30 protein-coding genes are annotated in these 26,616 nt (G+C 59.0%); 16 read left to right on the top strand and 14 right to left on the bottom strand.

The window, feature by feature from the left end; genetic code table 11:
* Positions 1 to 54 precede the first annotated feature (54 nt).
* Positions 55 to 798: an META domain-containing protein gene (locus H7H48_RS10425; RefSeq protein WP_229448987.1), complete on the top strand. Its 744-nt coding sequence runs from the start codon at positions 55 to 57 to the stop codon at positions 796 to 798.
* A gap of 2 nt (positions 799 to 800) precedes the next feature.
* Here the strand turns inward: H7H48_RS10425 and H7H48_RS10420 are convergent, their stop codons facing one another.
* From H7H48_RS10420 to H7H48_RS10395, 6 genes are all read right to left on the bottom strand, one after another.
* Positions 801 to 2,375 carry a trimethylamine methyltransferase family protein gene (locus tag H7H48_RS10420; protein ID WP_229449240.1) on the bottom strand — a complete coding sequence of 525 codons (1,575 nt, stop codon included), beginning with the start codon at positions 2,373 to 2,375 and terminating at the stop codon, positions 801 to 803.
* A gap of 191 nt (positions 2,376 to 2,566) precedes the next feature.
* Entirely contained in the window at positions 2,567 to 2,953 is a 387-nt protein-coding gene (locus H7H48_RS10415; RefSeq protein WP_229448986.1) for a hypothetical protein, read from the bottom strand.
* A gap of 7 nt (positions 2,954 to 2,960) precedes the next feature.
* Positions 2,961 to 3,419 (bottom strand): hypothetical protein, encoded by a 459-nt coding sequence (locus H7H48_RS10410; RefSeq protein WP_229448985.1) that lies wholly within the window; start codon positions 3,417 to 3,419, stop codon positions 2,961 to 2,963.
* A gap of 109 nt (positions 3,420 to 3,528) precedes the next feature.
* The gene (locus H7H48_RS10405; RefSeq protein ID WP_229448984.1) at positions 3,529 to 3,942 is read right to left on the bottom strand and encodes a hypothetical protein; all 414 of its coding nucleotides are present in this window, start codon (positions 3,940 to 3,942) and stop codon (positions 3,529 to 3,531) included.
* 11 nt (positions 3,943 to 3,953) lie between these two features.
* Entirely contained in the window at positions 3,954 to 4,334 is a 381-nt protein-coding gene (locus H7H48_RS10400) for a hypothetical protein (RefSeq protein ID WP_229448983.1), read from the bottom strand.
* Positions 4,335 to 4,344: 10 nt separating this feature from the next.
* Positions 4,345 to 4,815, bottom strand: a complete 471-nt coding sequence (locus tag H7H48_RS10395; RefSeq protein ID WP_229448982.1) for a hypothetical protein — start codon at positions 4,813 to 4,815, stop codon at positions 4,345 to 4,347.
* A 305-nt stretch (positions 4,816 to 5,120) separates the two neighbouring features.
* Here H7H48_RS10395 and H7H48_RS10390 point away from each other — a divergent pair, with 305 nt between their 5' ends.
* A complete protein-coding gene (locus tag H7H48_RS10390) occupies positions 5,121 to 5,819 on the top strand; it encodes a B12-binding domain-containing protein (RefSeq protein WP_229448981.1) in 699 nt (232 codons plus the stop codon).
* 30 nt (positions 5,820 to 5,849) lie between these two features.
* Here the strand turns inward: H7H48_RS10390 and H7H48_RS10385 are convergent, their stop codons facing one another.
* Complete coding sequence (locus tag H7H48_RS10385; RefSeq protein ID WP_229448980.1) at positions 5,850 to 6,008, bottom strand: entericidin; 159 nt, start codon at positions 6,006 to 6,008, stop codon at positions 5,850 to 5,852.
* 49 nt (positions 6,009 to 6,057) lie between these two features.
* On the opposite strand from H7H48_RS10385, the gene H7H48_RS10380 reads away from it, so the two are divergent.
* The 8 genes from H7H48_RS10380 (at position 6,058) to H7H48_RS10345 (ending at position 13,410) form a co-directional block, all read left to right on the top strand.
* Positions 6,058 to 6,693 (top strand): DUF1638 domain-containing protein, encoded by a 636-nt coding sequence (locus H7H48_RS10380; protein WP_229448979.1) that lies wholly within the window; start codon positions 6,058 to 6,060, stop codon positions 6,691 to 6,693.
* Between the two features lie 80 nt (positions 6,694 to 6,773).
* Positions 6,774 to 7,403, top strand: coding sequence for a DUF4893 domain-containing protein (locus tag H7H48_RS10375; RefSeq protein WP_229448978.1), 630 nt, complete (start codon positions 6,774 to 6,776; stop codon positions 7,401 to 7,403).
* 126 nt (positions 7,404 to 7,529) lie between these two features.
* A complete protein-coding gene (locus tag H7H48_RS10370) occupies positions 7,530 to 8,162 on the top strand; it encodes an exopolysaccharide biosynthesis protein (RefSeq protein WP_229448977.1) in 633 nt (210 codons plus the stop codon).
* A gap of 114 nt (positions 8,163 to 8,276) precedes the next feature.
* Positions 8,277 to 8,579 carry a virulence factor gene (locus tag H7H48_RS10365; RefSeq protein ID WP_229448976.1) on the top strand — a complete coding sequence of 101 codons (303 nt, stop codon included), beginning with the start codon at positions 8,277 to 8,279 and terminating at the stop codon, positions 8,577 to 8,579.
* Entirely contained in the window at positions 8,566 to 9,162 is a 597-nt protein-coding gene (locus tag H7H48_RS10360; protein ID WP_229448975.1) for a methylenetetrahydrofolate reductase C-terminal domain-containing protein, read from the top strand. Before H7H48_RS10365 ends, H7H48_RS10360 begins: the two co-directional genes overlap by 14 nt.
* On the top strand, positions 9,159 to 10,271 hold the full coding sequence (locus H7H48_RS10355) for a methylenetetrahydrofolate reductase (RefSeq protein WP_229448974.1): 1,113 nt from the start codon (positions 9,159 to 9,161) through the stop codon (positions 10,269 to 10,271). The genes H7H48_RS10360 and H7H48_RS10355 overlap by 4 nt, the downstream gene beginning before the upstream one ends.
* A gap of 52 nt (positions 10,272 to 10,323) precedes the next feature.
* A complete protein-coding gene (locus tag H7H48_RS10350; protein WP_229448973.1) occupies positions 10,324 to 11,280 on the top strand; it encodes a methyltetrahydrofolate cobalamin methyltransferase in 957 nt (318 codons plus the stop codon).
* A 72-nt stretch (positions 11,281 to 11,352) separates the two neighbouring features.
* On the top strand, positions 11,353 to 13,410 hold the full coding sequence (locus H7H48_RS10345) for an ASKHA domain-containing protein (RefSeq protein ID WP_229448972.1): 2,058 nt from the start codon (positions 11,353 to 11,355) through the stop codon (positions 13,408 to 13,410).
* Between the two features lie 55 nt (positions 13,411 to 13,465).
* On the opposite strand, the gene ligD is transcribed toward H7H48_RS10345, so the two are convergent.
* Together ligD and H7H48_RS10335 are read right to left on the bottom strand one after the other, a co-directional pair.
* Positions 13,466 to 14,365: a non-homologous end-joining DNA ligase gene (gene ligD / locus H7H48_RS10340; RefSeq protein ID WP_229448971.1), complete on the bottom strand. Its 900-nt coding sequence runs from the start codon at positions 14,363 to 14,365 to the stop codon at positions 13,466 to 13,468.
* A gap of 47 nt (positions 14,366 to 14,412) precedes the next feature.
* Positions 14,413 to 15,312: a LysR substrate-binding domain-containing protein gene (locus tag H7H48_RS10335; RefSeq protein WP_229448970.1), complete on the bottom strand. Its 900-nt coding sequence runs from the start codon at positions 15,310 to 15,312 to the stop codon at positions 14,413 to 14,415.
* 131 nt (positions 15,313 to 15,443) lie between these two features.
* Here H7H48_RS10335 and H7H48_RS10330 point away from each other — a divergent pair, with 131 nt between their 5' ends.
* The 5 genes from H7H48_RS10330 to H7H48_RS10315 all read left to right on the top strand — a co-directional run bounded on the left by H7H48_RS10330 (position 15,444) and on the right by H7H48_RS10315 (position 17,977).
* Positions 15,444 to 15,626 carry a hypothetical protein gene (locus tag H7H48_RS10330; protein ID WP_229448969.1) on the top strand — a complete coding sequence of 61 codons (183 nt, stop codon included), beginning with the start codon at positions 15,444 to 15,446 and terminating at the stop codon, positions 15,624 to 15,626.
* A gap of 30 nt (positions 15,627 to 15,656) precedes the next feature.
* Positions 15,657 to 15,788 carry a hypothetical protein gene (locus tag H7H48_RS20095; RefSeq protein WP_255663563.1) on the top strand — a complete coding sequence of 44 codons (132 nt, stop codon included), beginning with the start codon at positions 15,657 to 15,659 and terminating at the stop codon, positions 15,786 to 15,788.
* Between the two features lie 266 nt (positions 15,789 to 16,054).
* Positions 16,055 to 16,195 carry a hypothetical protein gene (locus tag H7H48_RS10325; protein ID WP_229448968.1) on the top strand — a complete coding sequence of 47 codons (141 nt, stop codon included), beginning with the start codon at positions 16,055 to 16,057 and terminating at the stop codon, positions 16,193 to 16,195.
* 216 nt (positions 16,196 to 16,411) lie between these two features.
* A complete protein-coding gene (locus H7H48_RS10320; protein WP_229448967.1) occupies positions 16,412 to 17,410 on the top strand; it encodes a GlxA family transcriptional regulator in 999 nt (332 codons plus the stop codon).
* A gap of 81 nt (positions 17,411 to 17,491) precedes the next feature.
* Positions 17,492 to 17,977, top strand: coding sequence for an SRPBCC family protein (locus H7H48_RS10315; RefSeq protein WP_229448966.1), 486 nt, complete (start codon positions 17,492 to 17,494; stop codon positions 17,975 to 17,977).
* A gap of 6 nt (positions 17,978 to 17,983) precedes the next feature.
* Here the strand turns inward: H7H48_RS10315 and H7H48_RS10310 are convergent, their stop codons facing one another.
* Complete coding sequence (locus tag H7H48_RS10310; protein ID WP_229448965.1) at positions 17,984 to 18,784, bottom strand: DUF1194 domain-containing protein; 801 nt, start codon at positions 18,782 to 18,784, stop codon at positions 17,984 to 17,986.
* 134 nt (positions 18,785 to 18,918) lie between these two features.
* A complete protein-coding gene (locus tag H7H48_RS10305) occupies positions 18,919 to 21,438 on the bottom strand; it encodes an FAD-dependent oxidoreductase (protein ID WP_229448964.1) in 2,520 nt (839 codons plus the stop codon).
* Positions 21,439 to 21,675: 237 nt separating this feature from the next.
* Between H7H48_RS10305 and H7H48_RS10300 the strand changes: the two genes are divergently transcribed.
* Positions 21,676 to 23,403, top strand: coding sequence for a hypothetical protein (locus H7H48_RS10300; protein ID WP_229448963.1), 1,728 nt, complete (start codon positions 21,676 to 21,678; stop codon positions 23,401 to 23,403).
* A 277-nt stretch (positions 23,404 to 23,680) separates the two neighbouring features.
* Here H7H48_RS10300 and H7H48_RS10295 read toward each other — a convergent pair whose 3' ends face one another.
* The 3 genes from H7H48_RS10295 to H7H48_RS10285 are packed head-to-tail and all read right to left on the bottom strand — an operon-like array spanning position 23,681 to position 26,606.
* Complete coding sequence (locus H7H48_RS10295) at positions 23,681 to 25,108, bottom strand: aspartate aminotransferase family protein (protein ID WP_229449239.1); 1,428 nt, start codon at positions 25,106 to 25,108, stop codon at positions 23,681 to 23,683.
* A 56-nt stretch (positions 25,109 to 25,164) separates the two neighbouring features.
* Positions 25,165 to 26,172 (bottom strand): NAD(P)-dependent oxidoreductase, encoded by a 1,008-nt coding sequence (locus tag H7H48_RS10290; protein WP_229448962.1) that lies wholly within the window; start codon positions 26,170 to 26,172, stop codon positions 25,165 to 25,167.
* Positions 26,169 to 26,606 carry an EamA family transporter gene (locus H7H48_RS10285; protein ID WP_229448961.1) on the bottom strand — a complete coding sequence of 146 codons (438 nt, stop codon included), beginning with the start codon at positions 26,604 to 26,606 and terminating at the stop codon, positions 26,169 to 26,171. The genes H7H48_RS10290 and H7H48_RS10285 overlap by 4 nt, the downstream gene beginning before the upstream one ends.
* Between the last annotated feature and the right edge of the window lie 10 nt (positions 26,607 to 26,616).

Here is a 26,616-nt window from a genome sequence, read left to right as displayed (position 1 = left end):
TTGAAGACAAGCATGTTGTTGCAAAGACGCACCCTCCTCAGAAGCATTGCCCTCATGGCTGGCGCAATCATGGGCTCCGAAGCCCTCGCCCAAGACGCGGAGAACGATATGCTGACGATTTCCGGCGAACTTGCCTATCTCGTGCGCGTAGCGCTGCCGCTGGACAGTGTCGCAACCGTTGAGCTCCGTGATGCCCTGCCCCCCGCGGACGCGCCTCCCATTGCGGAAGCAAGGATCGCACTCAACGGAAAGCAAGTGCCCATTCCCTTCAGCCTCTCAGTGAAAAAGAGCCAGCTTCAGCCAGACAGAATATACCACCTCCATGGCGCCATTCATGTTGGTTCGCTGAAGCGTTGGTCGTTGGAGGCGGTCTTGATCGATCCCGAACAAGGCGAAATCGACCTACGAACAATGTTCCTTTTGCCTGCGAAAACTGAAACCCGCCTCACCCCCGTCACCATGGACGCAATCGTTGATACGGAGTGGGTTGTGGAAGACATCGATGGACGCGGCATAATCGACAGCTCACGTGTGTCCGTCATGTTCGCGACGGACGGCAGCGTCAGTGGCCACGCTTCATGCAACCGCTATTCGACAAGCTGGACCGAGGCGAATGGCAAACTGAAAGTGGGGCCGGCTGCCACCACCAGAATGGCCTGTGCCGAAGCCCTGATGGATCAGGAGCAAAAGTTCCTCTCCATCCTGGCTGACGTTAGACTTTACGCCACCACGCCCGAAGGCGCCCTTGTGCTTCAGACAGTCGATGGACGAAAGATTCACGCGTTTCCGGCCGGTTGATTTCACGCGAAGGCGTCCGGCATCGATTCCTTCCGCCGGGCGATAAAATCAAGCAGGCCCTCTTCAATGCCTGCATCGAGTGGCGGGGCCTGATACGCGTCGAGCCAGCTCCGGGCGAGCTGGTTGGCCCGTTGCGCCGCGGTTTTCTCACCCTCTCCCGCCCATTGCTCATAGGAATTGTTGTCGGCAACTGACGAGCGATAGAACGCCGTCTGGAAATTGGCCTGCGTATGGGCACAGCCCAGATAATGGCTTCCCGGCCCCACTTCGCGGATCGCGTCCATCGCCTGACCATTTTCCGAAACGTCGAGAGGTTCACACAGCCGCTGTTGCATGCCGAGCTGATCGACATCCATCATGAACTTCTCATAGGAAGAGACCAGGCCGCCCTCCAGCCATCCAGCTGCGTGAAGCACGAAATTGGTTCCAGCGAGAACGGTCGAGTTCAGCGTGTTGGCGCTTTCATAAGCCGCCTGGGCATCAGGTATCTTGGAGCCCGTGAGCGAACCACCGGTTCGGAAGGGAAGCCCAAGGCGTCGCGCAAGCTGCGCTGCCCCGTAGGAAACCAGAGAGGGTTCCGGCGTACCGAAGGTGGGCGCGCCCGATTGCATGGAAATCGAGGAAGCGAACGTGCCGAAAAGAACTGGCGCTCCGGGACGAACGAGTTGCGTGAACGCTGCACCGGCCAGAACTTCGGCCAGGACCTGCGTCAGTGTGCCGATGACCGTGACCGGACTCATGGCGCCGGCGAGAATGAATGGTGTGACGATGCAGGCCTGATTGGCCCGCGCATAGACCTTTGCCGCTCCCAGCATGGTTTCGTCAAAGACCATGGGCGAGTTGGCGTTGATCAGATTAATGACCACTGTGTTCTGATCGACAAAATCCTCGCCAAACAGAATTTTCGCCATGGCGACCGTGTCTTCGGCGCGATCCGGCGCCGTGACAGAGCCCATGAAGGGCTTGTCGGAATAGCGCATATGCGCAAACACCATGTCGAGATGGCGCTTGTTGACCGGCACATCCACAGGCTCGCACACGGTGCCGCCTGAATGATGGATCGATGGAGCCATATAGGCGAGTTTTACGAAATTACGGAAATCTTCAATGGTCGCATAGCGGCGCGTTCCATCGAGATCCCGCACAAAGGGTGGACCATAGACCGGCGCAAAGACCGTGGAGTTGCCACCGATCTCCACAGAACGCTCCCGATTGCGCGCGTGCTGCGTGAAGGTTGAAGGTGCCGTTTTGAGAAGTTGCCGGCACAATCCCTTGGGGAAATGCACCCTGTCACCTCTGACATCCGCTCCCGCGTCCTTCCAGAGAGAAAGCGCTTCCGGATCATCACGGAATTCAATCCCTATCTCCTCGAGAACCGTGTCGGCATTTGCCTCCACGAGTGAAAGCGCTTCCTCATCGAGCACCTCATAGGGTTTCAGCGACCGGCGGATATACGACAATTGCAGCCCCGGCCCGCCACTGCTTCGCGCCGCCCTGCGCGCCGCCGCGCCACCGCGCTCGCCACGTCCGGAGCGGCTCCGGCGCGGCAGATCCTGTGTTCCCTCGTCACCGGCCATCATCGTCATCGCGCAAACTCCACGCCAGGATCGTCATGAGACTCATGATGCGAGCCTAGCGTCTGCAGCGGCAACTTCCGTTCCGCGAGCGGCAGATGGTGTCGCAACTGGTGAGCAGAAGGGAACAGCGTAAAAATGGAAACGATCGATCTGCCATCGTTTCCCGCAGAGAGCTCATTGCCAATCACGCCTCACAGATGATGGCCGATGAATTTTCCGCAGATCTGCGCCTTCATTCCAACGCCCTTGCCTGCAAGAGGTGCGCTCTCGGTGCATATACGCACCCTTCGTTCACGTGCTCCGTTGAAATTCACCACAACCAGCACCGAGCGCGAGGCACCGGCCCCGAGCGAAAAATCCGGTGGCGATATGCGCGCTTCAATCGGCCTGAAATCCGCATCATAAGCGCGAATGCTCACATTGATGCGATGTTTGTAGGGGTTCCTCGGCTGCACCCGTACAGCGAAACTGTCCGCGAAACTGCGGATCTCTCCCCGCATGGGCGACATGGATTGCGACCAGGCCGGTGTAGTACCGGCGCAAGCCGCAATCATCACTGCCAGTATCAATCTGTACATGATTTCCCTATTCACAGGTCACTGTGACGAAGGCTTCATAATCGCCTTTCTGGAAGATGGCATTGCTCGCTACGGCACGGAGATCCACCGACAGAGTGCTGGCACCCACTTCAAGCGAAGTGATGGTCGAACCTGCAACTTTCGGAGTGGTCGTGGCCCCTGTCGAGCTATAGGTGGAGGTGAACGTCACACCGCCCGTGCCGCTCGGAGCAGATGAAAAGGCTTGCGGCGTATTCAGCGAGGTCTGAAACCCGGCACCTGTCGTGTAGATCGTAGCCACGCCAGCCCGCCCACCGGCGGCTGCGGAATCCAGAACTTCCAAACCATCCCGAACGAGCAAACCATCGGACTGAAGCTCGATGGTGCAGCTCTCCTCAAGAGAGGCTCTAAAAGGAATATCAAGCTGGGCTCCGAAAGAGGAAACGGTACTCAAAAGCAACAACGCACAAGAATAAATATACTTCATGACAAAACCCTAGGTTGAAAATCAAGGGCGCCATGTAGTGCCGAAACAAAGCTCCGTCAACAGGAATAAGAGCATGAAAAGAAACAATTATCCCAAAGAACAGGCGCTGTTAGCGCCTGCCCTTGTTGGACCAGGAAGCGTCGCTTGCCCAATCTCCCTCGGGATTAGACCGCATGCGCGGATCCAGCCCCTGCCGCATGAGCTCAACCTCCAGTTCCAGACGTTTCAGTTCCAGCTGATAAAGCTTGTCGCAGTCCAGCCGCCGCGGTTTTTGCCCCAGCGGCACCACCAGTCGCCCATAGGCGGAAATGCGGTGCGAACTGTTGTCTCCGATGACGCCTGAATCCAGATAAGCACCGGAATTCGCCATGGAGGCACGGCAGGTGGTCCCGTCCGCCGCCCTGATCTCGTCAAAGCCATTCGGCATCACAACCCCAGGCAGGGTCACACCGGTCTGATTTTGATTGATGACATACTGATCGCTATCCCCGTAAACAACGGATGCGCTCAGGAACAGAAGCACAAAGCCCCCCATCAATCGATACGATAAGCTATGAAACGTCCGCATACTTGAGCCTTAATGTTGGTGCCGCGGCCAGGAAACGGCACACTCTCGGTACAGATCCTGACACGCCTGACCTTCTGGTCGTTGAACCCTATCGAGACGAGCACAGAGCGGGATGATTTGCTGCCGACCATCGCTTCTGCGGGAGAAACCTGCGCAGCGATCGGCCGGAAGTCTTGATCGTAGACTTTCACCGCCATGCGAATTCTGTGCGGATAGGGGTTGTAAGGAAAAACCCGCACCGAAAACGTATCGTCAAAACTCGATATCTTGCCGCGCATCGGCGTCATCGACTGCGCAGCGCTCGCGCCGCAACCAGCCGCGACGACCGCGGCCAGCACGACACTCATCCACACACGTTTATTCACAGGTCAGCGTCACCTGGGCCGTGTAATTTCCAGCGGGAAAAACACCAGCCGACTTCGTTGCGGACAGATCGACATCGACATTGGTCAAGCCGAGCCCGAGCGGAGACGTGACAGAGCCCACCACATCGAGGAGCGATGTCACCCCTGACGCGCTGTAATGCGTGGCAAAGCTCACATCGTCATCTCCGCCAGCAGGCGCGAGAAAAAAGGTCGATGGCGCGGACGTCGATAGATTGAACCCCGCTCCCGTGGTGACAACGGTGGCCGTACCTGAAACGCCACCTGCCTCGCTCGATGAAAGGACATTCATCGCGCCATTGGTAGACAGAATACCGGGCGTTCCTACAGTGATCAGACATGTTGAAATGACATTGCCGTTGAAAATGACCGTGTCAGTAACAGCCGCGGCGGGTGCAATAAAAATGGCGCTAAGCAAAACTGCAGATAGAGAGGTTCTGAACATGACCCTGCTCCTTACACAAGCAGACAAGCCCCCTCTTGCAGCTTCTATGAAACCCTACACCGCTTAACATACCGCTAATAATCAACCTATGATTTTAGGCTCATAAGAATACAACCTTTCAATTTCTATCTTCGCTGCCAGTGCCGCTTGTGTCAGGCCGTCGCTTTCCTGACGGCCCGAGTCGCAAATCAGCTATATATTCAGGTGTTTCGCACCGTATTCTGCCGACATCGCACTATGGCGTACCATCATGAGCGCAGCACGGCATGCAACGTTTGCGCAACATGACGAGCAGGAGGCAGAGCATGTCCGACGACGAAATCATCCTCTCGGAGCTTCCGGATGACGAGCTCGTGCAGCAGATGCACGACGACCTTTATGACGGGCTCAAAGAGGAGATCGAGGAAGGCACGCACATCCTTCTGAGCCGCGGGTGGCAACCCTATGAAGTGCTGACGGACGCTCTGGTTGAAGGCATGCGCATCGTCGGTGAGGATTTTCGTGACGGCATTCTCTTCGTCCCTGAGGTGCTCCTTTCGGCCAACGCAATGAAAGCCGGCATGGCCATCCTGCGGCCGCTTCTTGCCGAAACCGGCGCGCCCAAGCAAGGCAAGATGGTGATCGGGACAGTCAAGGGCGACATCCACGACATCGGCAAGAACCTGGTCGGAATGATGATGGAAGGTGCCGGCTTCGATGTTATCGACATCGGCATCAACAATCCGGTTGAAAATTACCTGAATGCCATCGAGGAGCATCAGCCGGACATTGTCGGTATGTCCGCACTGCTGACGACCACCATGCCTTATATGAAGGTCGTCATCGACACGATGAAGGAAAAAGGCATCCGCGACGACTACATTGTCCTCGTCGGCGGTGCGCCGCTCAACGAAGAGTTCGGCAAGGCGGTGGGAGCCGATGCCTATTGCCGCGACGCGGCGGTAACGGTCGAGATGGCCAAGGAACTGATCAAGCGCAAGCACAATGTATCGGCTGGCGCCTGATCCTGGCTATGCTCACCCGCCGGTCGGGTGTCAGTAGGTAGACCGCGAAATGTCGCGTCCCGCGCTCTGCGTTGCGTCGACCGCGTTGGCCGCATCCTTGCCAACGCCGCGAATTGTGTTGGCGCAGCCGGCAACAGAACCGGCGACGAGAACGAGAATGGCCAGCCGGGAAAGAAGGGACACTTTCATGGTTTGTCTCCATCGCAGATAGATCGCCCGCATCAACGGGACAGTGACGATGCAGAAACGCGCGAAACCGCAAAAAGTTCTCGGACCCGAAAAGGTTCTCGTCATCGCATGCGGCATGATCGCGCGAGAGGTTCTGGCAGTGCGAGACGCGCTTGGCTTCACGCATCTGGAGCTGACCTGCCTCCCCGCAGAATACCATTATCGCCCCGACCGGATCGCCCCCGCCATGGATGCGGCCATAATCAAGGCGCGCTCGAAGGGCTATCGTCACATCTTCGTCGGTTATGCGGATTGCGGCACCGGAGGAGCGCTCGACCGCGTCTGTGAGAAACACGGTGTCCCGCGCATCGATGGCCCGCATTGTTTTGCATTTTACCAGGGGCTTTCGGCCTTCAATGCCACTGCCGAAGACGACATGCTTTCCTTCTACATGACCGACTTTCTGTGTCGCCAGTTCGATGCCTTTTTCATGAAACCGCTCGGTCTCGACAGGCATCCCGAATTGATCGGCGATTTCTTCGGCAATTATGAGAAACTCGTCTACCTTGCGCAGACAGAAGACCCAGAGCTCGAACGCGTCGCGCAGAATGCGGCAGTTTTTTTGGGATTGGCCTATGAAAAGCGTCAAACCGGCTACGGCGATCTGACCAACGCGCTTGCCTTAGCGGCGCAAAGCGGTCGATAGCGGCGCATCCGACGCCATGAAATGGTTACATTGGCGGTGCAATTTTCCAGCATATTAGGTGATTTTCAGGAGATATTTTCATGCGCCGCATTTTCCTCCCCGCCCTGGTTATAGGCCTGAGCACAGTCCCGGTAAGCGCACAGTCGCTGGTTCAGGAAAAACTCGATATGGAGCGGGCCGGTTTCGAAAAAGACACGGTGATGCAGGACATCACTTACCGCGACGCCGCGCGTCTCGACGCATATGAACGGATACGTGCCGAAGCCGTGAAGCAGGCGAAAACCGGTGGAGCAGCGCCGGATGTGGCAATTCTGGAAGAAATCGAGCAGCGCGATCAACGCTCGTTTGAGGAGTTCGATCTCACGGGCGATTGGGAGTGCCGCACCATAAAAGCAGGCGGTCTTGTTCCACTCGTGGTCTATGACTGGTTCCGTTGCAAGGTCAGTGACGACGGCGCCGGCTGGGTGTTGGAAAAACTGACCGGATCGCAGCGGACCAAAGGCCGCTTTTTTACCGACTCCGACAATCGGCTGATTTATCTCGGCAGCTATTTCGTGTCGCCCGACCGCCCGCCATCCTATGGCTCCGGCCGCGACAGCGATCAGGTAGCCTATGTTTTTCGCGACCGTGACGATGGTTGGCGGATGGAATTCCCGGCACCGCAGCGTGAATCCGTGCTCGATATTCTTGAATTCCGCCGTCTCCCATAAGCCTGGGCCAGCAGAACGATGCTTGCGGCTTTTGTCATGAAGGCTTAACGCCATCCATACAAAACTGTACGTCATCCCGACCGGGATTCGAACGGCTGGCTAAAGAGTGAAATGAAGGCGGAGGGAATGGATTTGGATACGGTGTTGAGCGCACCGCCGGCTCACCTTCCGCCGCGCAGGCTGTCGCGCATCTTTCGCGACCTCGCGAAGCACGCTGAAGACAAGGTAACCATCGGCGAAATCCGCCAGGCGCTGGGCGACCGCAGCTTCGCCACCCTTCTTGTTTTCTTTGCCAGCCTCAACCTCCTGCCCTTCCCCCCCGGCAGCACGCTCGTGCTCGGGCCGCCGCTGGTTCTGGTCGCCCTGCAGATGGTGATGGGCAATCGCACCGTCTGGCTACCCCGTTTCCTGCTCAACAAGGCCATCGGCGCCGACAAATTTCGCCATATGAGCGAACGCCTCATCCCGCGTCTGATCTGGCTCGAGCGGCTGATCAAGCCGCGTTACTGGCCGTTTGCACGCGATCATGCCGACAGGATCATCGGCCTTGCCGCCCTGATCCTGTCGATCGCCGTGACCCTTCCTATCCCGCTCGGCAACTGGTTTCCCGCCTTCTCCTGTGCGCTGATCGGATTGGCCCTCTCCGAGCGTGACGGTATCCTTCTTGGTATTGCCATCACCTGTGGTGTCCTCTCCCTCATGGTCATTGCGGGCGTCGTGATCGGCGCCAGCATGATGGCCGGCGCTGTGATGCACTAGCCCTCGCGCTACTCTTCCCTTCCACGTCGCATTTGAATGCACGCGCGTCGCCTTGCAGCAAGCGGGCGCGCAGCAATGCAGCAATTCTGAAAATCGAGGAAGGAACAGGCGCTTATGGCCCAGCTGATCATAGTATATTGGCGCGACATCCCCGCTCAGGTGATTGTCAGAAAGGGACGGCAGACAGCCAAGCGCGAACTGCCCCTTCGCTTCACCGAGGCCATCGACATGTGCGCCATGCGCGTCGGCGCGCGGGACACCGACGCCTACCTTGCCGAGTGGCGGCGCGGCGAGCCGGTCTCCGTTAGCGACGATCTGGAAGCAGAGGCCAATCTGGCTCTTGAAGCGATTGACCGCGAGTTCAACAGAGAACGCCTGCTGGCGCTCGTCAAGGCGGGTGGCCATGCCGATCGATAGCGCCACAAAGCCACCGACCGTCACCCAGGCAACGCTGGTAAAAAAGGCGCGTGAAACCCTTGCTTACAAACCAGCCGATGTTTCGCCGCAGCGCCGCGTCCAGCGCCGCTATACGATGCGCCGCTGGTCTGTGCGCCACGCGCGCTTTCTTGAATGGGTCTACGCTCGCTTTTCGCGCTTCTTCCTCCTCCTTCACCCATTCTGGAAGGCCGTAGGGTATGCACGCGCCGAGGCGCCAGTAAAATTCATCGAGCGCCATATGAAGGGGTTGATGTTCGACTGCCGCATGTGCGGCCAGTGCATCCTGTCTTCCACTGGCATGTCCTGCCCCATGAATTGCCCAAAGCAGCTGCGCAACGGTCCCTGCGGCGGCGTACGCAGCAATGGGAACTGCGAGGTGGAACCGGACATGCCATGCGTCTGGGTGAAGGCTTGGGAGGGGGCTCAGGCGATGCGCGGGGGGCAAACGATCTTCGACGTGCAGAAGCCTGTCGACCAGTCCTTAAGAGAAAGCTCTGCCTGGCTACGGGTCACGGCACAAGCAGCACGCACGCGGGATGCCGAACGGAGCCATACTGAATGATGCCCCGCCCGCCCCAGATCGACGAAAACCCTGATGGCGTCGACCTGCCGCTCGAGCCCCTGCCCGGTCATTCGTCGCGGGGCCGGCTGGAACGTGTGCTGCGGCGCGGTGAATTTGCGGTGACAGCAGAACTCAATCCACCCGACAGCGCCAATGCGCAGGATGTCTTTGAGCGAGCGGCAATCTTCGATGGATGGGTGGACGGCATCAACGCAGTGGACGCCTCCGGTGCCAATTGCCACATGTCTTCCATGGGAATCTGCGCGCTGCTCACGCGCATGGGCTACGCCACGATCATGCAGATCGCATGTCGTGACAGGAACCGCATCGCCATACAGGGCGACGTTTTGGGGGCCGCCGCCATGGGCGTAGGCAATATCATGTGCCTGACGGGCGATGGCGTGCAGGCAGGCGACCAGCCGGGCGCAAAACCCGTTTTCGACCTCGACTGCATGTCCCTTCTGGAAACCGTCCGCACCATGCGCGACGAGGAAAAGTTTCTTTCCGGTCGCACCCTCACAACGCCACCCGCCGTTTTCCTCGGCGCGGCCATCAATCCATTCGCCCCGCCCTTTGATTTTCGCCCTCACCGACTTGCCAAAAAGATCGCTGCCGGCGCGCAATTCGTTCAGAGCCAGTACTGCTATGATGTGCCGATGCTCAGGGACTACATGAAGCGGGTGCGCGATATGGGGCTCGACGAGAAATGTTTCATCCTGGTTGGTGTTGGGCCGCTCGCCTCGGCAAAAACCGCCCGCTGGATCCGCTCGAACGTCCCCGGCGTCCACATTCCCGATGCCGTGATCACGCGGCTTGAAGGCGCGGAAAAGCAGAAGGAAGAAGGCAAGCGCCTGTGCATCGACATCATCAATGAGGTGAAGGAAATCGAGGGCGTTTCCGGCATTCATGTCATGGCCTACCGGCAAGAGGAATTCGTCGCGGAAATCGTTCACGATTCCGGCGTCCTGAAAGGCCGCAAACCGTGGAAGCGGGAGCCGGGCGCCGACGATGCCATGGTGGCCGAGCGGCTCGATCACATTCTGCATGACAATCCGAGCGAAACGCCCGTGGACATGGTGAAGGATGCGAGCGAGGCATCCAGCGAATGAAAACCATCGAGCAGCCGCATGGACGCCCACCATGCCTCCAGGAGGAATTTGAATGACCAGAACCATCGTCGCCTCTGCAAGCCGGGAAGTCGTGATCGGCTTCGACCAACCTTTCTGCGTGATCGGCGAGCGCATCAACCCGACCGGGCGAAAAAAGCTCGCTGCGGAAATGGTGGCCGGCAATTTCGAGACCGTGAAAAGCGATGCACTGGCTCAGGTGGCTGCCGGCGCCACCATGCTCGACGTGAATGCCGGCGTTACGGCGGTCGACCCCAACGCGACGGAACCCGGACTTCTGGTCCAGACCCTTGAAATCGTACAGAACCTGGTGGACGTACCGCTTTCCATCGATTCCTCAGTCTCTGCCGCTATCGAGGCGGGCCTGAAGATCGCCAAAGGCAGACCCTTGGTCAATTCGGTCACCGGGGAAGAGGAAAAGCTCGAGGCGATCCTTCCGCTGATCCGGAAATATGACGTGCCCGTCGTCGCCATCTCCAACGACGAGACCGGAATATCCGAGGACCCCGATGTGCGTTTCGAGGTTGCAAAAAAAATCGTTCAGCGCGCTGCCGACCATGGCATTCCCGCCCATGACATCGTCGTGGATCCTCTGGTGATGCCCATCGGCGCCATGGGGACCGCCGGCCAGCAGGTGTTCCGTCTCCTGCGGCGACTTCGAGAGGAGTTGAAGGTGAACACCACTTGCGGGCTCTCGAACATTTCCTTCGGCCTGCCGCACAGGCATGGCATCAATGCGGGCTTTATCCCCATGGTGATCGGAGCCGGCATGACGAGCGCAATCATGAACCCCTGCCGTCCGCAGGAAATGGAAATGGTGCGCGCGGCCAATGTGTTGAACGGCACAGACCCAAACTGCCAGAACTGGATCATGACCTATCGCGACCACCAGCCCGCAGCATCAGGCGAGCCGGTTGCGGCTGCTGCAGCCCCCGCTTCCTCCGGCGGGCGGCGGCGCGGCGGCCGCGAGGCGCGTCGGGCGCGGGGGTGAACAAGCTTTGATTTGCCTCCACTGGCCACGCAACGCATTTCCAGATCCGCTTCCAGGAAAACGGACCTCGCCATGAATGACGATCCCCTCGTGCTCTTCATGCCGTCGGGCAAGCGAGGTCGCTTCCGAAGGGGCACGACCGTGCTCGATGCCGCGCGGCAGCTTGGTGTCTATGTGGAGAGCGTGTGCGGCGGGCGCGCCACCTGCGGGCGATGCCAGATTGAGGTGCAGGAAGGACATTTCGCCAAGCACAAGATTTCTTCGTCCCCGGCTCACATATCACCGCTCGGCGCAAAGGAAGCCCGATATGCAGAAAAGCGCGTACTGCCGCCCGGCCGCCGCCTTTCCTGTTCCGCCACCATCGAGGGTGATCTGGTGGTTGATGTGCCTCAGGATGCGGTCATCAATGCGCAGGTGGTGCGCAAGGACGCCGATACGCGTGTCATCGAGCGACACCCCGCCGTGCACCTTTGCTATGTCGAGGTTGAAGAGCCCGACATGCACAAGCCCCTCGGCGATCTCGACCGCCTGAAAGCCGCTCTGCAGAGAGACTGGAGCTTTGGTCGCATCGAGGTAGACGCGCATCTCCTGCCACAAGTGCAGGCGATCTTGCGCAAGGGCAATTGGGCCGTTACCGCCGCCCTCCATCAAGACTCGGATGACGACATTGCCCGGCTCATTGCTCTGTGGCCGGGCTTGAAGAATGAGGCCTACGGTCTTGCCTGCGACATCGGTTCCACCACCATCGCCATGCATCTCGTGTCGCTGTTGTCGGGTCGCGTGGTGGCCTCGGCTGGCGCGTCAAACCCGCAAATCCGCTTCGGCGAAGATCTGATGAGTCGGGTGTCTTACGTGATGATGAACCCGGACGGACGCGAGGGGATGACCCGCGCCGTACGCGAGGAAATCTCCAAACTCGTGCAGAAAGTTGCCGAAGACGGCGGCATCGCGCGCACCGACATTCTGGACACCGTCTTTGTTGCCAATCCCATCATGCACCACCTGTTTCTTGGCATAGACCCGACGGAACTTGGCGGTGCCCCCTTCGCGCTGGCAGTGTCCGAGGCCGTCAGCATCAGGGCGGACGATTTGAAGCTCAACCTCAATCCGGGCGCGCGAACCTATCTCCTGCCCTGCATTGCGGGCCATGTCGGAGCCGACGCAGCTGCCGTCACCCTTTCTGAAGGCCCTCATCGGCAGGATGAAATGATGCTCATCGTCGATGTGGGGACCAATGCGGAGATCGTTCTGGGCAACAAAAGCCGAGTGGTCGCCGCATCTTCACCCACCGGTCCTGCCTTCGAGGGTGCGGAAATTTCCTCCGGTCAGCGGGCGGCACCCGGCGCCATCGAACGGGTGCGCATCGACCGTGAAACGCTCACACCGCGTTTTCGTGTGATCGGCAGCGAACTCTGGTCGGACGAACCGGGTTTTCTCGCTTCGCTCGGCCAGACCGGCGTCACCGGCATCTGCGGTTCCGGTATCATCGAGGTCATCGCGGAGATGTATCTCGCCGGCATCATTTCCGAAGATGGCGTGGTGAACGGAATGCTGGCGGGTGAAAGTCCGCGCATCGTCCCCGAGGGCCGTACGTTTTCCTATGTTCTGAGCGAAACTGAACCGCGCATCACTGTCACCCAAAATGACGTACGGGCCATCCAGCTTGCCAAGGCGGCGCTCTATGCCGGCATCAAGCTTTTGATGGAGAAGCAGGACGTGGAGACCGTGGACACCATCCGCTTTGCCGGCGCCTTCGGCTCCTTCATCGATCCGCAATATGCCATGGTTCTGGGTCTCATACCCGATTGCGATCTGACCCGTGTGTCGGCGGTTGGCAACGCCGCCGGAACGGGTGCACGCATGGCCTTGCTCAATCGCGGCCATCGCCGTGAAATCGAACAAACGGTGCGCCGCATCGAGAAAATCGAAACAGCGCTTGAGCCAAAATTCCAGGAGCATTTCGTGAATGCCATGGCTCTTCCCAACAAGGTCGACCCGTTCCTGAAACTCGCCGGGCAGGTGCATCTCCCCCCTCGTTCGAGGTCGGATACCGCAGCCAATGAAACAGGCCACGCGCGCCCTCGCCGGCGCTCCCGCGAGGAACGTGCGGCACGAAGGAAACACCAATAGCAACAACATGCGAATGGATGCAAAACGTCTGCATTCATTGTCAGAGGCCCTGCCCTCAATGCACGGCTTTCAGCATTTTATCGGTGATCGATTGGCGCCAGTCGGCACTCTCAGCCCAAGGATCAGGTGCTTTCAGTCGCTCTGGCATAGAGGTCAAGTTGAAAGCACTGGATGAAGTGATGGCCTCGAGCTCGCTCCAGGAGACAGGTGTGGCCACTGGCGCTCCGGGCTTCGCTCGCGTCGAATAAGGCGCGATGGCCGTGGCCGAGCGTTCGTTGCGCAGCCAGTCGACAAAAACCCGCCCTTCCCGCTTGGCTTTCGAGGCTTCGGCCAGAAACCGTTCAGGCTCGTCGTCGGAAAGACGTTTTGCAAACCCGCGGGCGAAATCCTTGACATCAGCCCATTGCCGGCGCCGCTCCAGCGGCGCGACTACGTGGATACCCTTGCCCCCGGTCAAAAGAGCCACTGTACGCAGGCCGAGATCAGCCAGTCGGGCTCGCACGGCAAATGCCGCGCTTCGAACAGCGTTGAAATCGAGTTCCTGGTCAGGGTCAAGATCGAAGACCAGCCGGTCCGGGAACTCGAGGCGATCAATGCGCGAGCCCCAGATATGGAATTCCAGCGTGCTCATCTGCACTGCAGCGATCACGCTCTTCAAATCATCGATATAGAGATATTCGTCCTTATCGCCACTCTTCTCGGCTATCTCCAGGCGTCGCACAGCCTCCGGGAACCCTTTCCCGCCATGCCGCTGAAAGAAGCAGGGTCTCGCCCGCCCGTCCGGGCAACGCACCAGACTGATGAGCCGCCTCTTCAGATGCGGCAGCATCCGCTGCCTCGCCTGCTCATAATACCGCGCCAGGTCGCTTTTGGTGATACTGTCCTCTTCGAACAGCACCTTATCCGGACTGGACAGCGAAACACCGCCAATCTGCAATCGATCGTCCGAACTCATCTGCACCGGCCTCCAGCTTGTTTCAGCTCCGACGGCGCGCGTTTCGTTCAAAACCGACCGGATTCGCTGAAAATATCAAAAGTCGAGCGAATATGGTCGGCCGCAGCCCGCACCGGCGCCGAGGCATCAGGAGCAACGACCATGCCGATGTGATAGTTGCATAGCTTCGGCAAACCGTCCTTCGGACCAAGTTCCACGAGATCGTCCCGCAGGAAGGATTTGGGCAGTGGCGCGATGGCGAGGTCCGACAGGATAGCAGCCCGCTGTCCGGCCGTGTGGGCGCTCATATAGGCGATACGGTAGTCGCGGCCATCTTTTTCCATGGCAGAGAGCGCGCCAGCGCGCCAGGCGCAGCCCTCCTCCCAAAGGGAAAGCGGCAGCGGTTCGCGCAAATGAGCGCAACCGCCCTTGGCACCCGCCCAGACTATGGGTTCGGTGAAAACGATCTGAACGCTGCTGTCTTCAGATCCTTCGGTGCATGTGAGAAGTGTAAGATCGAGTTGCCGGTTGGCCATGCGCTTGCGCAGGTTCGCGCTCTGGTCAATGACCACATCGACAGCAATGGAAGGGTGGGTTTCTGCAAAGCGTTTGAGAACGCTGGGTAAGATGCGCTCGCCATAGTCATCCGGCGATCCTAATCGAACGATGCCGCTGATATCGGGCATCACGAACTTCGATACCGCTTCCCGGTTCAAAGCCAGCAATCTCCTGGCATAGTTCAATAATAACTCGCCGTCTGCAGTGAGTGACACCGAGCGCGCATCGCGCTGAAAGACCGAGCGTCCTAACATTTCCTCGAGCTTCTTGATCTGCATGGAGACGGCTGAAGGCGTCCGGAAAACCGCATTGGACGCTGCGGTGAAACTGCCGGTCTCCGCAATTGCCACAAAGGTGCGCAGCACATCGAGCTCCAATAAGGGCATCGGATGATTGAGGGGGGCGTTCATGCCGTTCTCCATTCAATAACTTTGAACAAAAAGATCATTCGATTGTGTTTGATTGAACATCAACCTTGCGGCATAGTCAACCTTGTCAGGCGATGACGTCTGGCAAAGCAGCCAGACAGAGGAGAAGGACAATGTCTGTATTCACACGCATGAACCAGTATGTCCGTCACTACCGGACGACTCTGAACCGTAGGCGCACCGAGCGTCTGATCGACACGCTTCCTGCAGAAATCCGCAAGGATATCGGCTGGCCCGCACATTACACCGGTGTTCAGTCCGATGGGCAGGACAATCGCAGCATATCCCGTTTCTGAAGTGCTGTCCCAGACAAGGAGGAGTGTGGAATGACATTGCTGACAAAGGCCCTGAAGGCCGTGCGGGATTTCGCGATCGAGTTCGACGCGATGACCCATCACGCGAAATACGGCAGCCACCCCGCGAGGAAGCCCAGGCCCTCAGGCCGGTGCTCGCACTGACATGAAGACAAAAGCCACGCGCTTATGCGCAGCCTATCCTAAGCGAAGCTGACCCCGGCCCGTATGTCGGGGTCTTTTTTTCTGCCCTGCGCTGCAGATCCTCTGAATGTCGCTTTTTCTAACGTGCGCTTCGCTTTTTCCATCTCCTTGATCATCCGCACACGATAATTTCGCTGCATCGAACGAGCGACCCCACTCCATCCTGCATGAGAAGGCGCTCGGTGAGAGCCGATTGTCTTTCGATAAAAATGTTTCTGGAGCGCAGAATGAAGCTGTTTGCCCGCTTTATACGCCGCCAACGGGGCTCGAACCCGAACACGGTGTTTGCCCGTCAGCGGTTCGGCAAGACCATGCCGGGCGAGACCGGCGCACTCGCTGGTGCGCGGTTCGGTTTTCTCGTCAACTGACCAATCCCTCCCAGGCCATATTGAAAACCCACCGCGTCACACCGGCGCGGGGGAGAACATTGTTTGCGCACTCGGGATCGTCGGCATCGAACGCAAATGCCGGTAAAACACGCCCTCCGCGGCCTCCCGGATTGACAGAAAACCCGTTTCCTGATGACGCTTGGGTGACAGCGACTTGACCCGGGAAGCGGGCGTCATGTGCGATCGGGAGGCACCATGCCGGGCGAGAACCATCACAAACGGTCAATCGTTTTCTTTCTCATCCCCGACTTCACCATGATGGCTTTTTCGGCCGCGCTGGAGCCATTGCGAACCGCCAATCGGATGGCAGGCTATGAGGCCTATACATGGCGCCTGGCAAGCAGCGACGGAGCACCTGTTCGCGCATCCAATGGTGTGGAGGTTGCCGTCGGGACTTCTCTCGCAGCCGAAAGGCAGAAGATGGTCGGGCACGAGCGCCCGTCAATGGTCATCGTGTGCGGTGGTCTGAACATCGAGGACTACAACAACAAGACCGTTTTTGCCTGGCTGCGCGAGGAGTACAACCGCGGCGTCGCCATTGGCGGGCTGTGCACGGCAGCCTATGTTCTGGCCGGAGCCGGTCTCCTCACCGACCGGCGATGCGCAATACACTGGGAGAACCTGCCTGGTTTCGCTGAAAGATACCCTCGTGCCAATGTGTTTGCTGATCTCTTCGAGACAGAGGCGAATATCTACACCTGCGCTGGTGGCACAGCCGCAATGGATATGATGCTGAAACTGATCGGTGAAGATTTTGATGAAAGCCTGATCAACCGGGTCTGCGAGCAATTATTAACAGATCGCGTCCGCAGCCCATCCGACCGCCAGCGCCTGCCGCTGAGGGCCAGGCTCGGTGTTCAAAATTCCAAAGTCCTGACCATCATCGAACTGATGGAGGCCAACCTGGCCGAACCTCTGTCTCTGGTACAGATCGCCGAGAATGTCGGCCTTTCCCGCCGCCAGATCGAGCGGCTCTTCCGGCAGGAGATGGGACGTTCCCCAGCGCGCTATTATCTGGAAATCCGGCTCGACCGAGCCCGCCACCTGCTTATCCAGTCTTCCCTGCCTGTGGTGGAGGTTGCCGTCGCCTGTGGCTTTGTTTCGGCATCGCATTTCTCAAAATGCTACCGCGAACTCTACGCCCGATCGCCCCAGCAGGAACGCGCCGACCGCAAGCAGCTTCTCGTCGCTTGACCGAAAAAAATCAACGACACGTGTCGGAGTGGAGGTCTGCCATTCGTTCTCGACGCATAGACAACCAATGGGAGCACCACAATGACCACGACCATCGACGTCACACCATCCGCCGAAAACGAACTGGTTCTGGCCCGCATCATCGATGCACCGCGCGAAAAAATCTTCCGTGCCTGGACAGACCCGGAGATCCTCCAGCAGTGGTTCGTACCAAAGCCATGGACCATCTCGAAAGTTGAGATGGACGTGCGCCCGGGCGGCTCAAGCCTCGTTGTTATGAGGGATCCGGATGGAAACGAGTATCCCAATCCAGGCGTATTTCTTGAGGTGATTGAGAACGAGAAAATCGTTACCACCGATGCCTTTACCGAGGCGTGGAAGCCCTCTCAAAAGCCCTTCATGACCATGATCCTCACCTTGGAGGACGCCGGCGAAGGCAAGACACGCTATATCGCCCGGGCGCGCCACTGGAACGCGGAAGATGTCGAAGCTCATGAAAAGATGGGCTTCCATGAGGGTTGGGGCCAATGCGCCGAGCAACTCGAAGAGATTGCCTCCAGACTGTAAGTGCCATCAGGGATCGCGCCACATCCAGGAGCGGTCCCGCCACATCTTTTCGCCGACGAGGCAGTCATAGGCACTATGAAACTGCGCGGGCACCACATGCAGCTCGTGCTTTTTCGTGTCCGCAAGCTCCAGCACAAGCTTGCGCCGAATGGCTTCTGGGAACTGCGACCAGTCATTCACCGGCACGACAAAGGCGCCCGGCCCTCCGATAACACAGTTTCGATAGTAGGTATCGAGGTCCTTGACGTCGAAACTGGTTGTCAGCCCGCCATTGGTCATCAGGGGCAGGCCATTGATGGTTATGCCCATATCCACCAGCCGGTCGCGTGCCGCTACCACCGGGCCGCCCTGGTTGTTGGGACCATCTCCGGAGACGTCCACCACGCGGCGCAGCCCCCGGAACCCGCTTTCAGCAAGCAGATCACTGGCAAAATCAAGGGCGCCGGAGATCGAGGTCCGGCGCGCACTGCTAGGGGGATTGGCTGACAATTGCTCGGCCACGCGCTGAGCGTCTTCGGCAGAAGCGATGCGGGTCCAGGGGATGATCACGCGTTGCGAAAAATGACCGGCCCATTCGAAATAGGTCACGGCAATCTTTCCATGCAGCCCACTCAAAATGGCATTCACAACGTCATCATGAACAAGAGCTTCTGCATATCCGCGGCGCTGAATCTCCAGTTCGCCTGAGGACATGGACAGCGAGACATCGACCGCCAAAACAAGCTGGACATCAACGATTTCCTGGGCTTTCGCTGCCGGTCCGCCAGCAAAAAAAACGCTATAAAGCCCAGCGAAGGCAGCGATCAAGCTGCTTCTAGGAAATCGCTGAGTCGTTTCTGACCTGCGCATAGCCCAGTCTAGCGCATGATCGACCGCATACAAATCCCGCTATTTGGCGTAATCGTCCACCTGAGCAAGAGCGAAGCACGATTTGCAATTCGCTAGCCGTCGGCGCGCAAGGCTGCATTCTCTGGATCGAACGGGCTTTCTCCGATCACCTTCGCCGGGTGGAGCTTGCCCAAAATCCTGATGTCCAGTTCAGTCCCTTCCGCAGCATGCTCGGGGCGCACCATGGCGAGCGCCAGGCTTTTGCCCACCCGCCAGCCAAAACCGCCATGGGTCGCGCGCCCGACCAGTTCTCCGGCCTTGTAGATTGCCTCATTACCACGCGCATCGGCGTCAACGACACCCGCGACCTGCAGCGTGACATAGTTCCAGTTGAGCCCCGACTCGCGCTGCTTGAGAAGCGCCTCACGACCGATGAAATCACCCTTGTCGGGATGGACGAAACGGTCGAGCCCGCTTTCCCAGGCCGTATATTCAATGGAGAGTTCGCGTGGGATCAGACGATAGCTCTTCTCAATGGCCATCGCTGTCATGGCGCGAATGCCAAAGGGCTTGATGCCGAACTCCGCGCCTGCGTCCATGATCAGATCGAAGATCAGGTTCTGCTGTTCGATCGGATGGTGCAACTCCCAGCCAAGCTCACCTACGAAATTCACGCGCAGCGCATGGGCGCTCGCCCGCCCGATTGAAATCTCCTTGCCCGAAAGCCACGGAAACGCCGCATTGGATAGATCCGTGCGGGTAAGCCTGCGCATCACGTCACGGCTTTTCGGCCCGGCCAGAACGAACACGCCATATTGCTGCGTCAATGGCCGCAGAGCAACAGAACCGTCCTCGGGAGCAAGCTTGAAGAGCACGTCATGATCATGCGCCTCATAGGCACCGGCGGACACCAGATAGAACCGCCCCGGCTTCCACTCGTAAACCGTGAATTCGGAACGCACCCCGCCGTTCTTCGTGAGCAGATGGCACAGCGCCACCCTGCCCCGTTTCTTCGGGATGCGATTGGCGAGAATGCTGTCGAGCCAGGCCCTTGCCCCCGGCCCCGAAACCTCGATCTTGGCGAAGGCCGACATGTCGAGAAGCCCGACATTCTCGTGGACGTTCTGCACCTCGTTCCCGACATGTTCAAAATAGTTTGAGCGGCGGAACGACCATTTTTCAACGACACGACCATCGGCAAGCGCCGGCGCGTGATTGTGCGTCAGGAGAACATCCGCACCAACGCCCAGTTCGCTTTCCGGAACTTGATAACCCTCCGGCGCAAACCAGTTGGGCCGCTCCCACCCGTAAACGGAGCCGAACACGGCACCGAGCTTCTTCATTCGCTCATAGCTCGGCGTCGTCTTCAGTGGCCGGGCGGCCGGACGCTCCTCATCCGGATAATGCACGGTGAAGACATTGGCATAGGCCTCCTCGTTCTTTTCGCGCAGATAGCCTTCGGTGGCATAGGGTCCGAAGCGGCGCGGATCGACACCCATCATGTCGATGGACGGCTCGCCCTCGACGATCCATTCGGCAAGCTGCCAACCAGCACCGCCGGCTGCCGTCACACCGAATGAGTGTCCTTCATTCAGCCAGAAATTCTTCAGCCCCGGCGCCTGTCCGATAATGGGAGAGCCATCGGGCGTATAGGCGATGGCGCCGTTGTAGATCTTCTTGATGCCCACTTCACCGAACGCAGGCACGCGCGCGATCGCCGTTTCCACATAGGGCATGAGCCGCTCCAGATCCTCCTGGAACAGCTCGTACTCACTGTCGTCGGTCGGACCGTCCACATAGCAGCAGGGCGCACCGACCTCGTAAGGACCAAGCAGGAGACCGCCATTCTCCTCGCGCATATACCAGGAGGAATCGCTCTCGCGCAGAACGCCCATTTCGGGCAGCCCCTCTTTCTTGCGCGCGACAATGGCGGGATGCGGCTCAGTGACGATGTACTGGTGCTCGACCGGGATCACCGGCACGTCGAGCCCGACCATGGCACCCGTCCTGCGGGCAAAATTGCCGGTGCAGGAGATCACATGGTCACAGGCAATCTCGCCCTTGTCGGTGGTGACGGTCCAGGTCCCGTCATCGCCCTGTGCAATCGCGGTCACGGCGGTGTTGCGATAGATGGTTGCGCCGAGATCACGCGCGCCCTTGGCAAGTGCCTGTGTCAGATCGGCCGGCTGGATATAGCCGTCGTCGGGATGCTGGATCGCGCCGAGAAGCCCGTCGGTCTCGCAAAGCGGCCAGATCTCCTTCACCTGTTCAGGCGTGAGAACATTGACAGGAATGCCAATGGTTTCGGCAATCCCGGCGTAATACATGTACTCGTCCCAACGATCTTTGGTACGCGCGAGACGAATGTTGGAGCACTGCGTGAAACCGACATTCATGCCGGTCTCCTCCTGAAGCTCCTGATAGAATTTCACCGAGTATTTGTGGATCTGTCCGACGGAGTAGCTCATGTTGAACAGCGGCAGCAAGCCGGCGGCGTGCCAGGTGGAGCCGGATGTCAATTCCTTGCGCTCAAGCAGCACCACATCAGACCAGCCTTTTTTGGCCAGGTGGTAGAGCGTCGATACCCCCACCACGCCACCGCCGATGACTACCGCTCGCGCATTGGCCTTCATGCTCTCACTCCCCTCGATCGCTCTCCGGCCGAACTGTGCAGCCAGGCTGGATATGACCCGTGACAGAAGCCGATCCTAGTCTGACGGGCACAGGGCTGTTTTGCCTGAATGCGACATCACAGAAGCGGCGCGCGCCATTAAGCAAATCGGACGTTTTGCCCAGCCGATTAACCTCTTTTCACCGCCTCTCCGGTAAAAACTGCCCCAACGGCAGGATATTTGCTTTCGGGGACACACATGACGATGGCGGTCGATCACGCAGCGACAGCAAAACGGCGCACTTGGCTGACAAGCCCGGTTTCCATTCTCGCGATCACCGCACTTGTGATGGCGGCGTTTCTCGCCCTGCCGCTGAATGTGCCGATCGGTCCCATGTACTGGGACCTGTTCATCTATTTCGATGCTGCCAACAGGCTCTTTTCCGGGCAGGTTCCGGCCACGGATTTCTTCGCACCGGTAGGCCCCCTCGGCTATTATCTGTTTGCCGGCGGCGTCAAACTCTTTTCCAACGCACAACCGCTGCTGCTCGTGCACTGGTCGCTTTTTGCAGTCACCGCACCGCTGATGGCGCTGGCACTCTGGCGAGTGGATCAAAGGTCACGCGCAACCGCGCTGGCGCTGCTCCTGCCATTTCTCGTCTTCGCCGTGCTGCCTTTCAACACCCGCGAATTCTATTCCTTTCCCGGCTCCGACGGGTTTGGCATATACAACAGGCAGGTCTGCCAGCTTCTTTATGTGCTGACTGTCGCGCTCATCTATCTGCGTGATCAGCGTCTCCTGCTGATTTCCATCGTGGCCGGCATGACAGGGCTTTTCCTGACAAAGATCACCGGATTCGTTTCCGGCGGTTTGCTCTGCGCCTTTGCCTTTGCAGCAGGCCGCATCTCATTGCGAACCGCCATCGCGTCCGCCGTCCTGTTCCTCGGCATTCTCGGTCTTTTGGAAGCCGCAAGCGGTTTCACGCTCAACTATTTCGCCGATATTCTGGCACTGGTGGTGATGAATGAGGGAAGCCTTCTGCCGCGTTTCCTTCAGGCCGCGTCCCACACATTCGGCATTGTCGCTCCGGCGGGCCTTCTCGCACTCGCGCTGATCTTCCACGATCGCGCCGCCCTTTTGGCAAAGCTTCGCTCGAGAAGCCTCTCGGGCATGGCAAGCGTCATCGACCATGAAGCCTTCTGGATCATGGCGGTGCTCATCGCCGGCATTTTCTTCGAGACCCAGAACACCGGAAGTCAGGCGCTCATCTTCATCTGGCCCGCAGTTCTGCCCGCCCTCACGCGGCTCTGGCAGACCGAAACAGCGCGCAGCCCGGCCTTTCTGGTCGCAGTCGCTCTCGCCGCTGCCGCAGCACTCCCGCCACTCGTCAACACGGTTGAGCGCGCGGCTCGCACCTATATCGGCGCGATCAAGAATGTTGAGCTGCCGAACAGCAACCTGAAAACATTGGGACGCGTCAACATGCGCCCCGAAGTCCTCCGGCGGTCGGAAAAGATGCTCGATTTCTACGCCCGGCATCGCGATACCTATGCCGATTTCATCCGCATTCAGGAACTTCCGGCCTATATGTACTATTCGGAATTCGACTTTCAGGCCGCGCATCTCCTGGCCATCGACGGTGCCATCGACGCGATCCGGGAGCTGGAAGCCGAACAGGGCATCAGGTTCGAAACCATTCTCAACCTCAACTTCGTCAATCCCTTCCCGTGGCTTCTCGACCGCCAGGCGCCCCTGCATGTGGCCATTGGTGCCGATCCGACACGCGCCGTTCCCCCGCCGGATGCCGAAGCGCTGGAAGCCGTTCGCCACACGGACCTGATCCTGCACCCCACCTGCCCACTGACCACGGCCAATGCGGATCTTCTGAAGATTTACGCCCCCGCCATGCAGGACCATGAGCGCGTCGCGCTGAACCAATGCTTCGACGCCTATCTGAGCCCGGAAATGGCAGACCGGATCGAATAGGCGCGGCAGCTCTTTCAAAGCCGGGCGCACACCCCTCATCCGCCTGCCGCCCTTCTCCCCGTTTACGGGGAGAAGGGCGATGGCCGCAACGCTGATGAAAGCCTCCTTCTCCCCGCCTGCGGGGAGAAGGTGCCGGCAGGCGGATGAGGGGCGTGCGCCATCGCAGACAAAAAGAAGGCCGGGACAAGCCCGGCCAGTTGTCGCGCGAGAGGCGCTATTCCTAAACGTTTCAAAGCCTTGAAAAGCGTTTCAGACTCATTCTCTCAGAAGCAGGCTCTCATTTCACCTGGCTTTTGACGAAATCCTTCACGATGGAAACGACACCGCGCCCAAGCAGCGCGTCGAGCGAATCCACCAGCTTGTCCACGTGCTCTGGCTGCATGATCAGCGGCGGCAGGAGACGGATGACATTGCGGTTGTATTCGGTGAAGGCCACCAGAACATCGTAATCGCGCAGCAGAAGCGCACCGACAAAGCCAGAGAGCGAACCCTTTAGCTTCTCGTCCAGCACGCCCACCACCGGGCGCAGAACCGCCGGCAGGGTCTGCGAGAAATCGTGGAATTCGAGCCCGACCATGCAGCCACGGCCACGAATGTCCTTGATGATGCGCGGATACTTGCCCTTCAGTGCATTAAGCCGCTCGACGAGATAAGCACCGGTGCTTTCGGCGTTCTCCATCAGCGCCTCGTCATAGAGCACATTGGTGCCCTCGATGGCCGTGGCGCAGGCCTCGCCGATACCGCCAAACGTGGCCATGGCGTGGATCATCGCCGTTTTCGGCGTGCCATAGGCCTTCATGTAGATGTCGCGCTTGGCAATCATCGCGGCCATGGCCGCCTTGCCAGCGCCCAGCGACTTGGCGAGCGCGGTAATGTCCGGCACCACGTCGTAATGCTCGAAGGCGTAGAAACGGCCCGTGCGCCCGTAGCCGCACTGCACCTCGTCGGCCACCCAGATGACGCCATACTGGTCGCAGAGCTGGCGCAGCTTCTGCCAGAATTCGCGCGACGCCTCGTTGATGCCGCCGCCACCCTGCACCGTTTCAAGAACGATCGAGCCAATTTCCGGATCGGTGCGGAAAGCTGTTTCGATGGCGTCAATATCGCCAAAGGGCACACGCACCGTGTTGTCCGTCAGACGGAACTCGGCGCGGTAGAGATTGCCATCGGTGATGGTGAGAACGCCCTTTGTCTTGCCGTGGAAGGAATTCTCCGCATAGACGACCTTCGGCCGCTTGGGACCGGCAGCGCGCTCGGCAAGCTTGATCGCCGATTCCATGGCCTCGGAGCCCGAGGAGCCCAAAAACACCATGTCGAGTTCGCCCGGCGAACAGGCGGCCAGATTGGCAGCGAGTGCCGTGGCATATTGCGACATAAAGGCGATGGCGATCTCGTGGCGCTTCTCATCCTGGAATTTCCTGCGCGCTTCGAGAATGCGCGGATGGTTGTGGCCAAAGGCCAGCGAGCCGAAACCGCCGAAGAAGTCGAGGATCTTTCGACCGTTCTGGTCGATGTAATACATCCCCTCCGCGCTCTCGATCTTGATCTTGTGGAAGCCCAGAAGCTTCATGAAGTGAAGCTGGCCGGGGTTCAGATGCGCCTTGAACAGATCGGTCATCCGCTCGACGCTCAAAGCCTTGGCATCTTCCACGGTGAGAAGATCGGGTTTCGCGATTGTCCTGGGTGCGAGTTCGGGTGCATCCATCACGGGCCTTGCCCCTTCTGTCTCGGTCTTTGTCACGACGGTCATGGCGACCTCTCCTACTCGGCCGCAACCTGGCTGGCGCCGACGGCCTGGCCAGATTTCTTGGCACGATATTCGTCATAGGCGGCAATCAGCATGTCGCCGTCATTGTATTGCGGCACCCAGCCCAGGTCGCGCTCACCCTTGGAGACGTCGAGCACGCACATCTCGTCGGCAATCAGATATTGCTCCGGATCCATGAGCGGCATGTTCATTCGGTCAAGCAAATCGAGCGTGCGCTTCACGGCCCATCCGGGCGTCGGCACAAGGATCGATTTGGAGCCCGCATGCTTCACCAGATCGCCAAGCAGCTTGCGCACCGGCGGCGGGTTGAGCGAGCCGAGATTATAGGCCTCGTTCGGCACACCGGCCTTCCAGGCAAGGCGCGCAGCTTCCGCGCAGTCGAACACAGAGATGAACTGATAGGGATTCTTGCCCGAGCCGATCATCGGCACCGGCAGATTCATGTCCACCAGCTTGAACAGCTTTTCCAGAATGCCCAGGCGTCCCGGCCCGATGATGAGACGCGGGCGGAACAGCGAGATGTTCATGCCGCGCTTGCGCCATTCGGCGGCCAGAACTTCCGTATCGAGCTTGGACTGACCATATTCGCCAAGCGGCGAAACCGGGTGATCCTCTGTCATCGGATAGGTGACGGTATGGCCGTAGATCATGTCGGTGGTGAAGTGGACGAGTTTTTTCGCACCCGCCTTGTCCATCGCCTCGATGATGTTGACCGTGCCGTGATAGTTCACCGGATAGAAGAAATCATGCCGTTTGGCGCGCACCTGGATCGGCGAGAGCATCTTGGCCGACAGGTTATAGACCATGTCGTCGGCTTTCATGCCCACCGCCTCAATCGCCGCGGGATCGGTCACATCGCAATGGACAAACGTCACCTGGCGATAGTGCGGCAGGTCGCTCTTCACGATGTCGGCAACAATAACCTCTTCGCCATCGGCCACGAGCTTGGGTGCCAGGTGCCGGCCGACGAAGCCGTCACCGCCAAAAATGATATGTCTCATTGGATCATCGACCTTTCGGACTGAGGTTTGTCTTTGGCGAGCGCCGCCTGCTCTTCAGGCATCTCGCGGCCGCTCTGTGCGATCAGCACGGTGCCGACGCAGATGAGCGCAATGCCGGCAATGCGATAGGCGTTCAGATCCTCCTTGAAGAGCAGATACGCGAACACCGCCACCGCCACATAGGCAAGGCTCAGAAATGGATAGGCGAAGGACAGATCCACCTTCGAAAGCACGTAGAGATGAGAGGCCATGGAAATGACGAACACACACAGGCCCGCAAAAATCCACGGACTGAAGACAATCTGAAGGATCTTCAGGATCGGGTTGGCACCGGCAAAGCTCAAATCGCCGAGCGTCATCATGCCGTGCTTCAGCATGAGCTGCGCCGCCGCGTTGGTCATCACCGTGAAGAGTATGAAGGGTATATATTTCATCGTGTCCCGC

The organism is Nitratireductor sp. B36 (assembly GCF_020833685.1).
Lineage (GTDB): Bacteria > Pseudomonadota > Alphaproteobacteria > Rhizobiales > Rhizobiaceae > Nitratireductor.
This window is presented reverse-complemented; position numbering and strand designations above follow the sequence as displayed.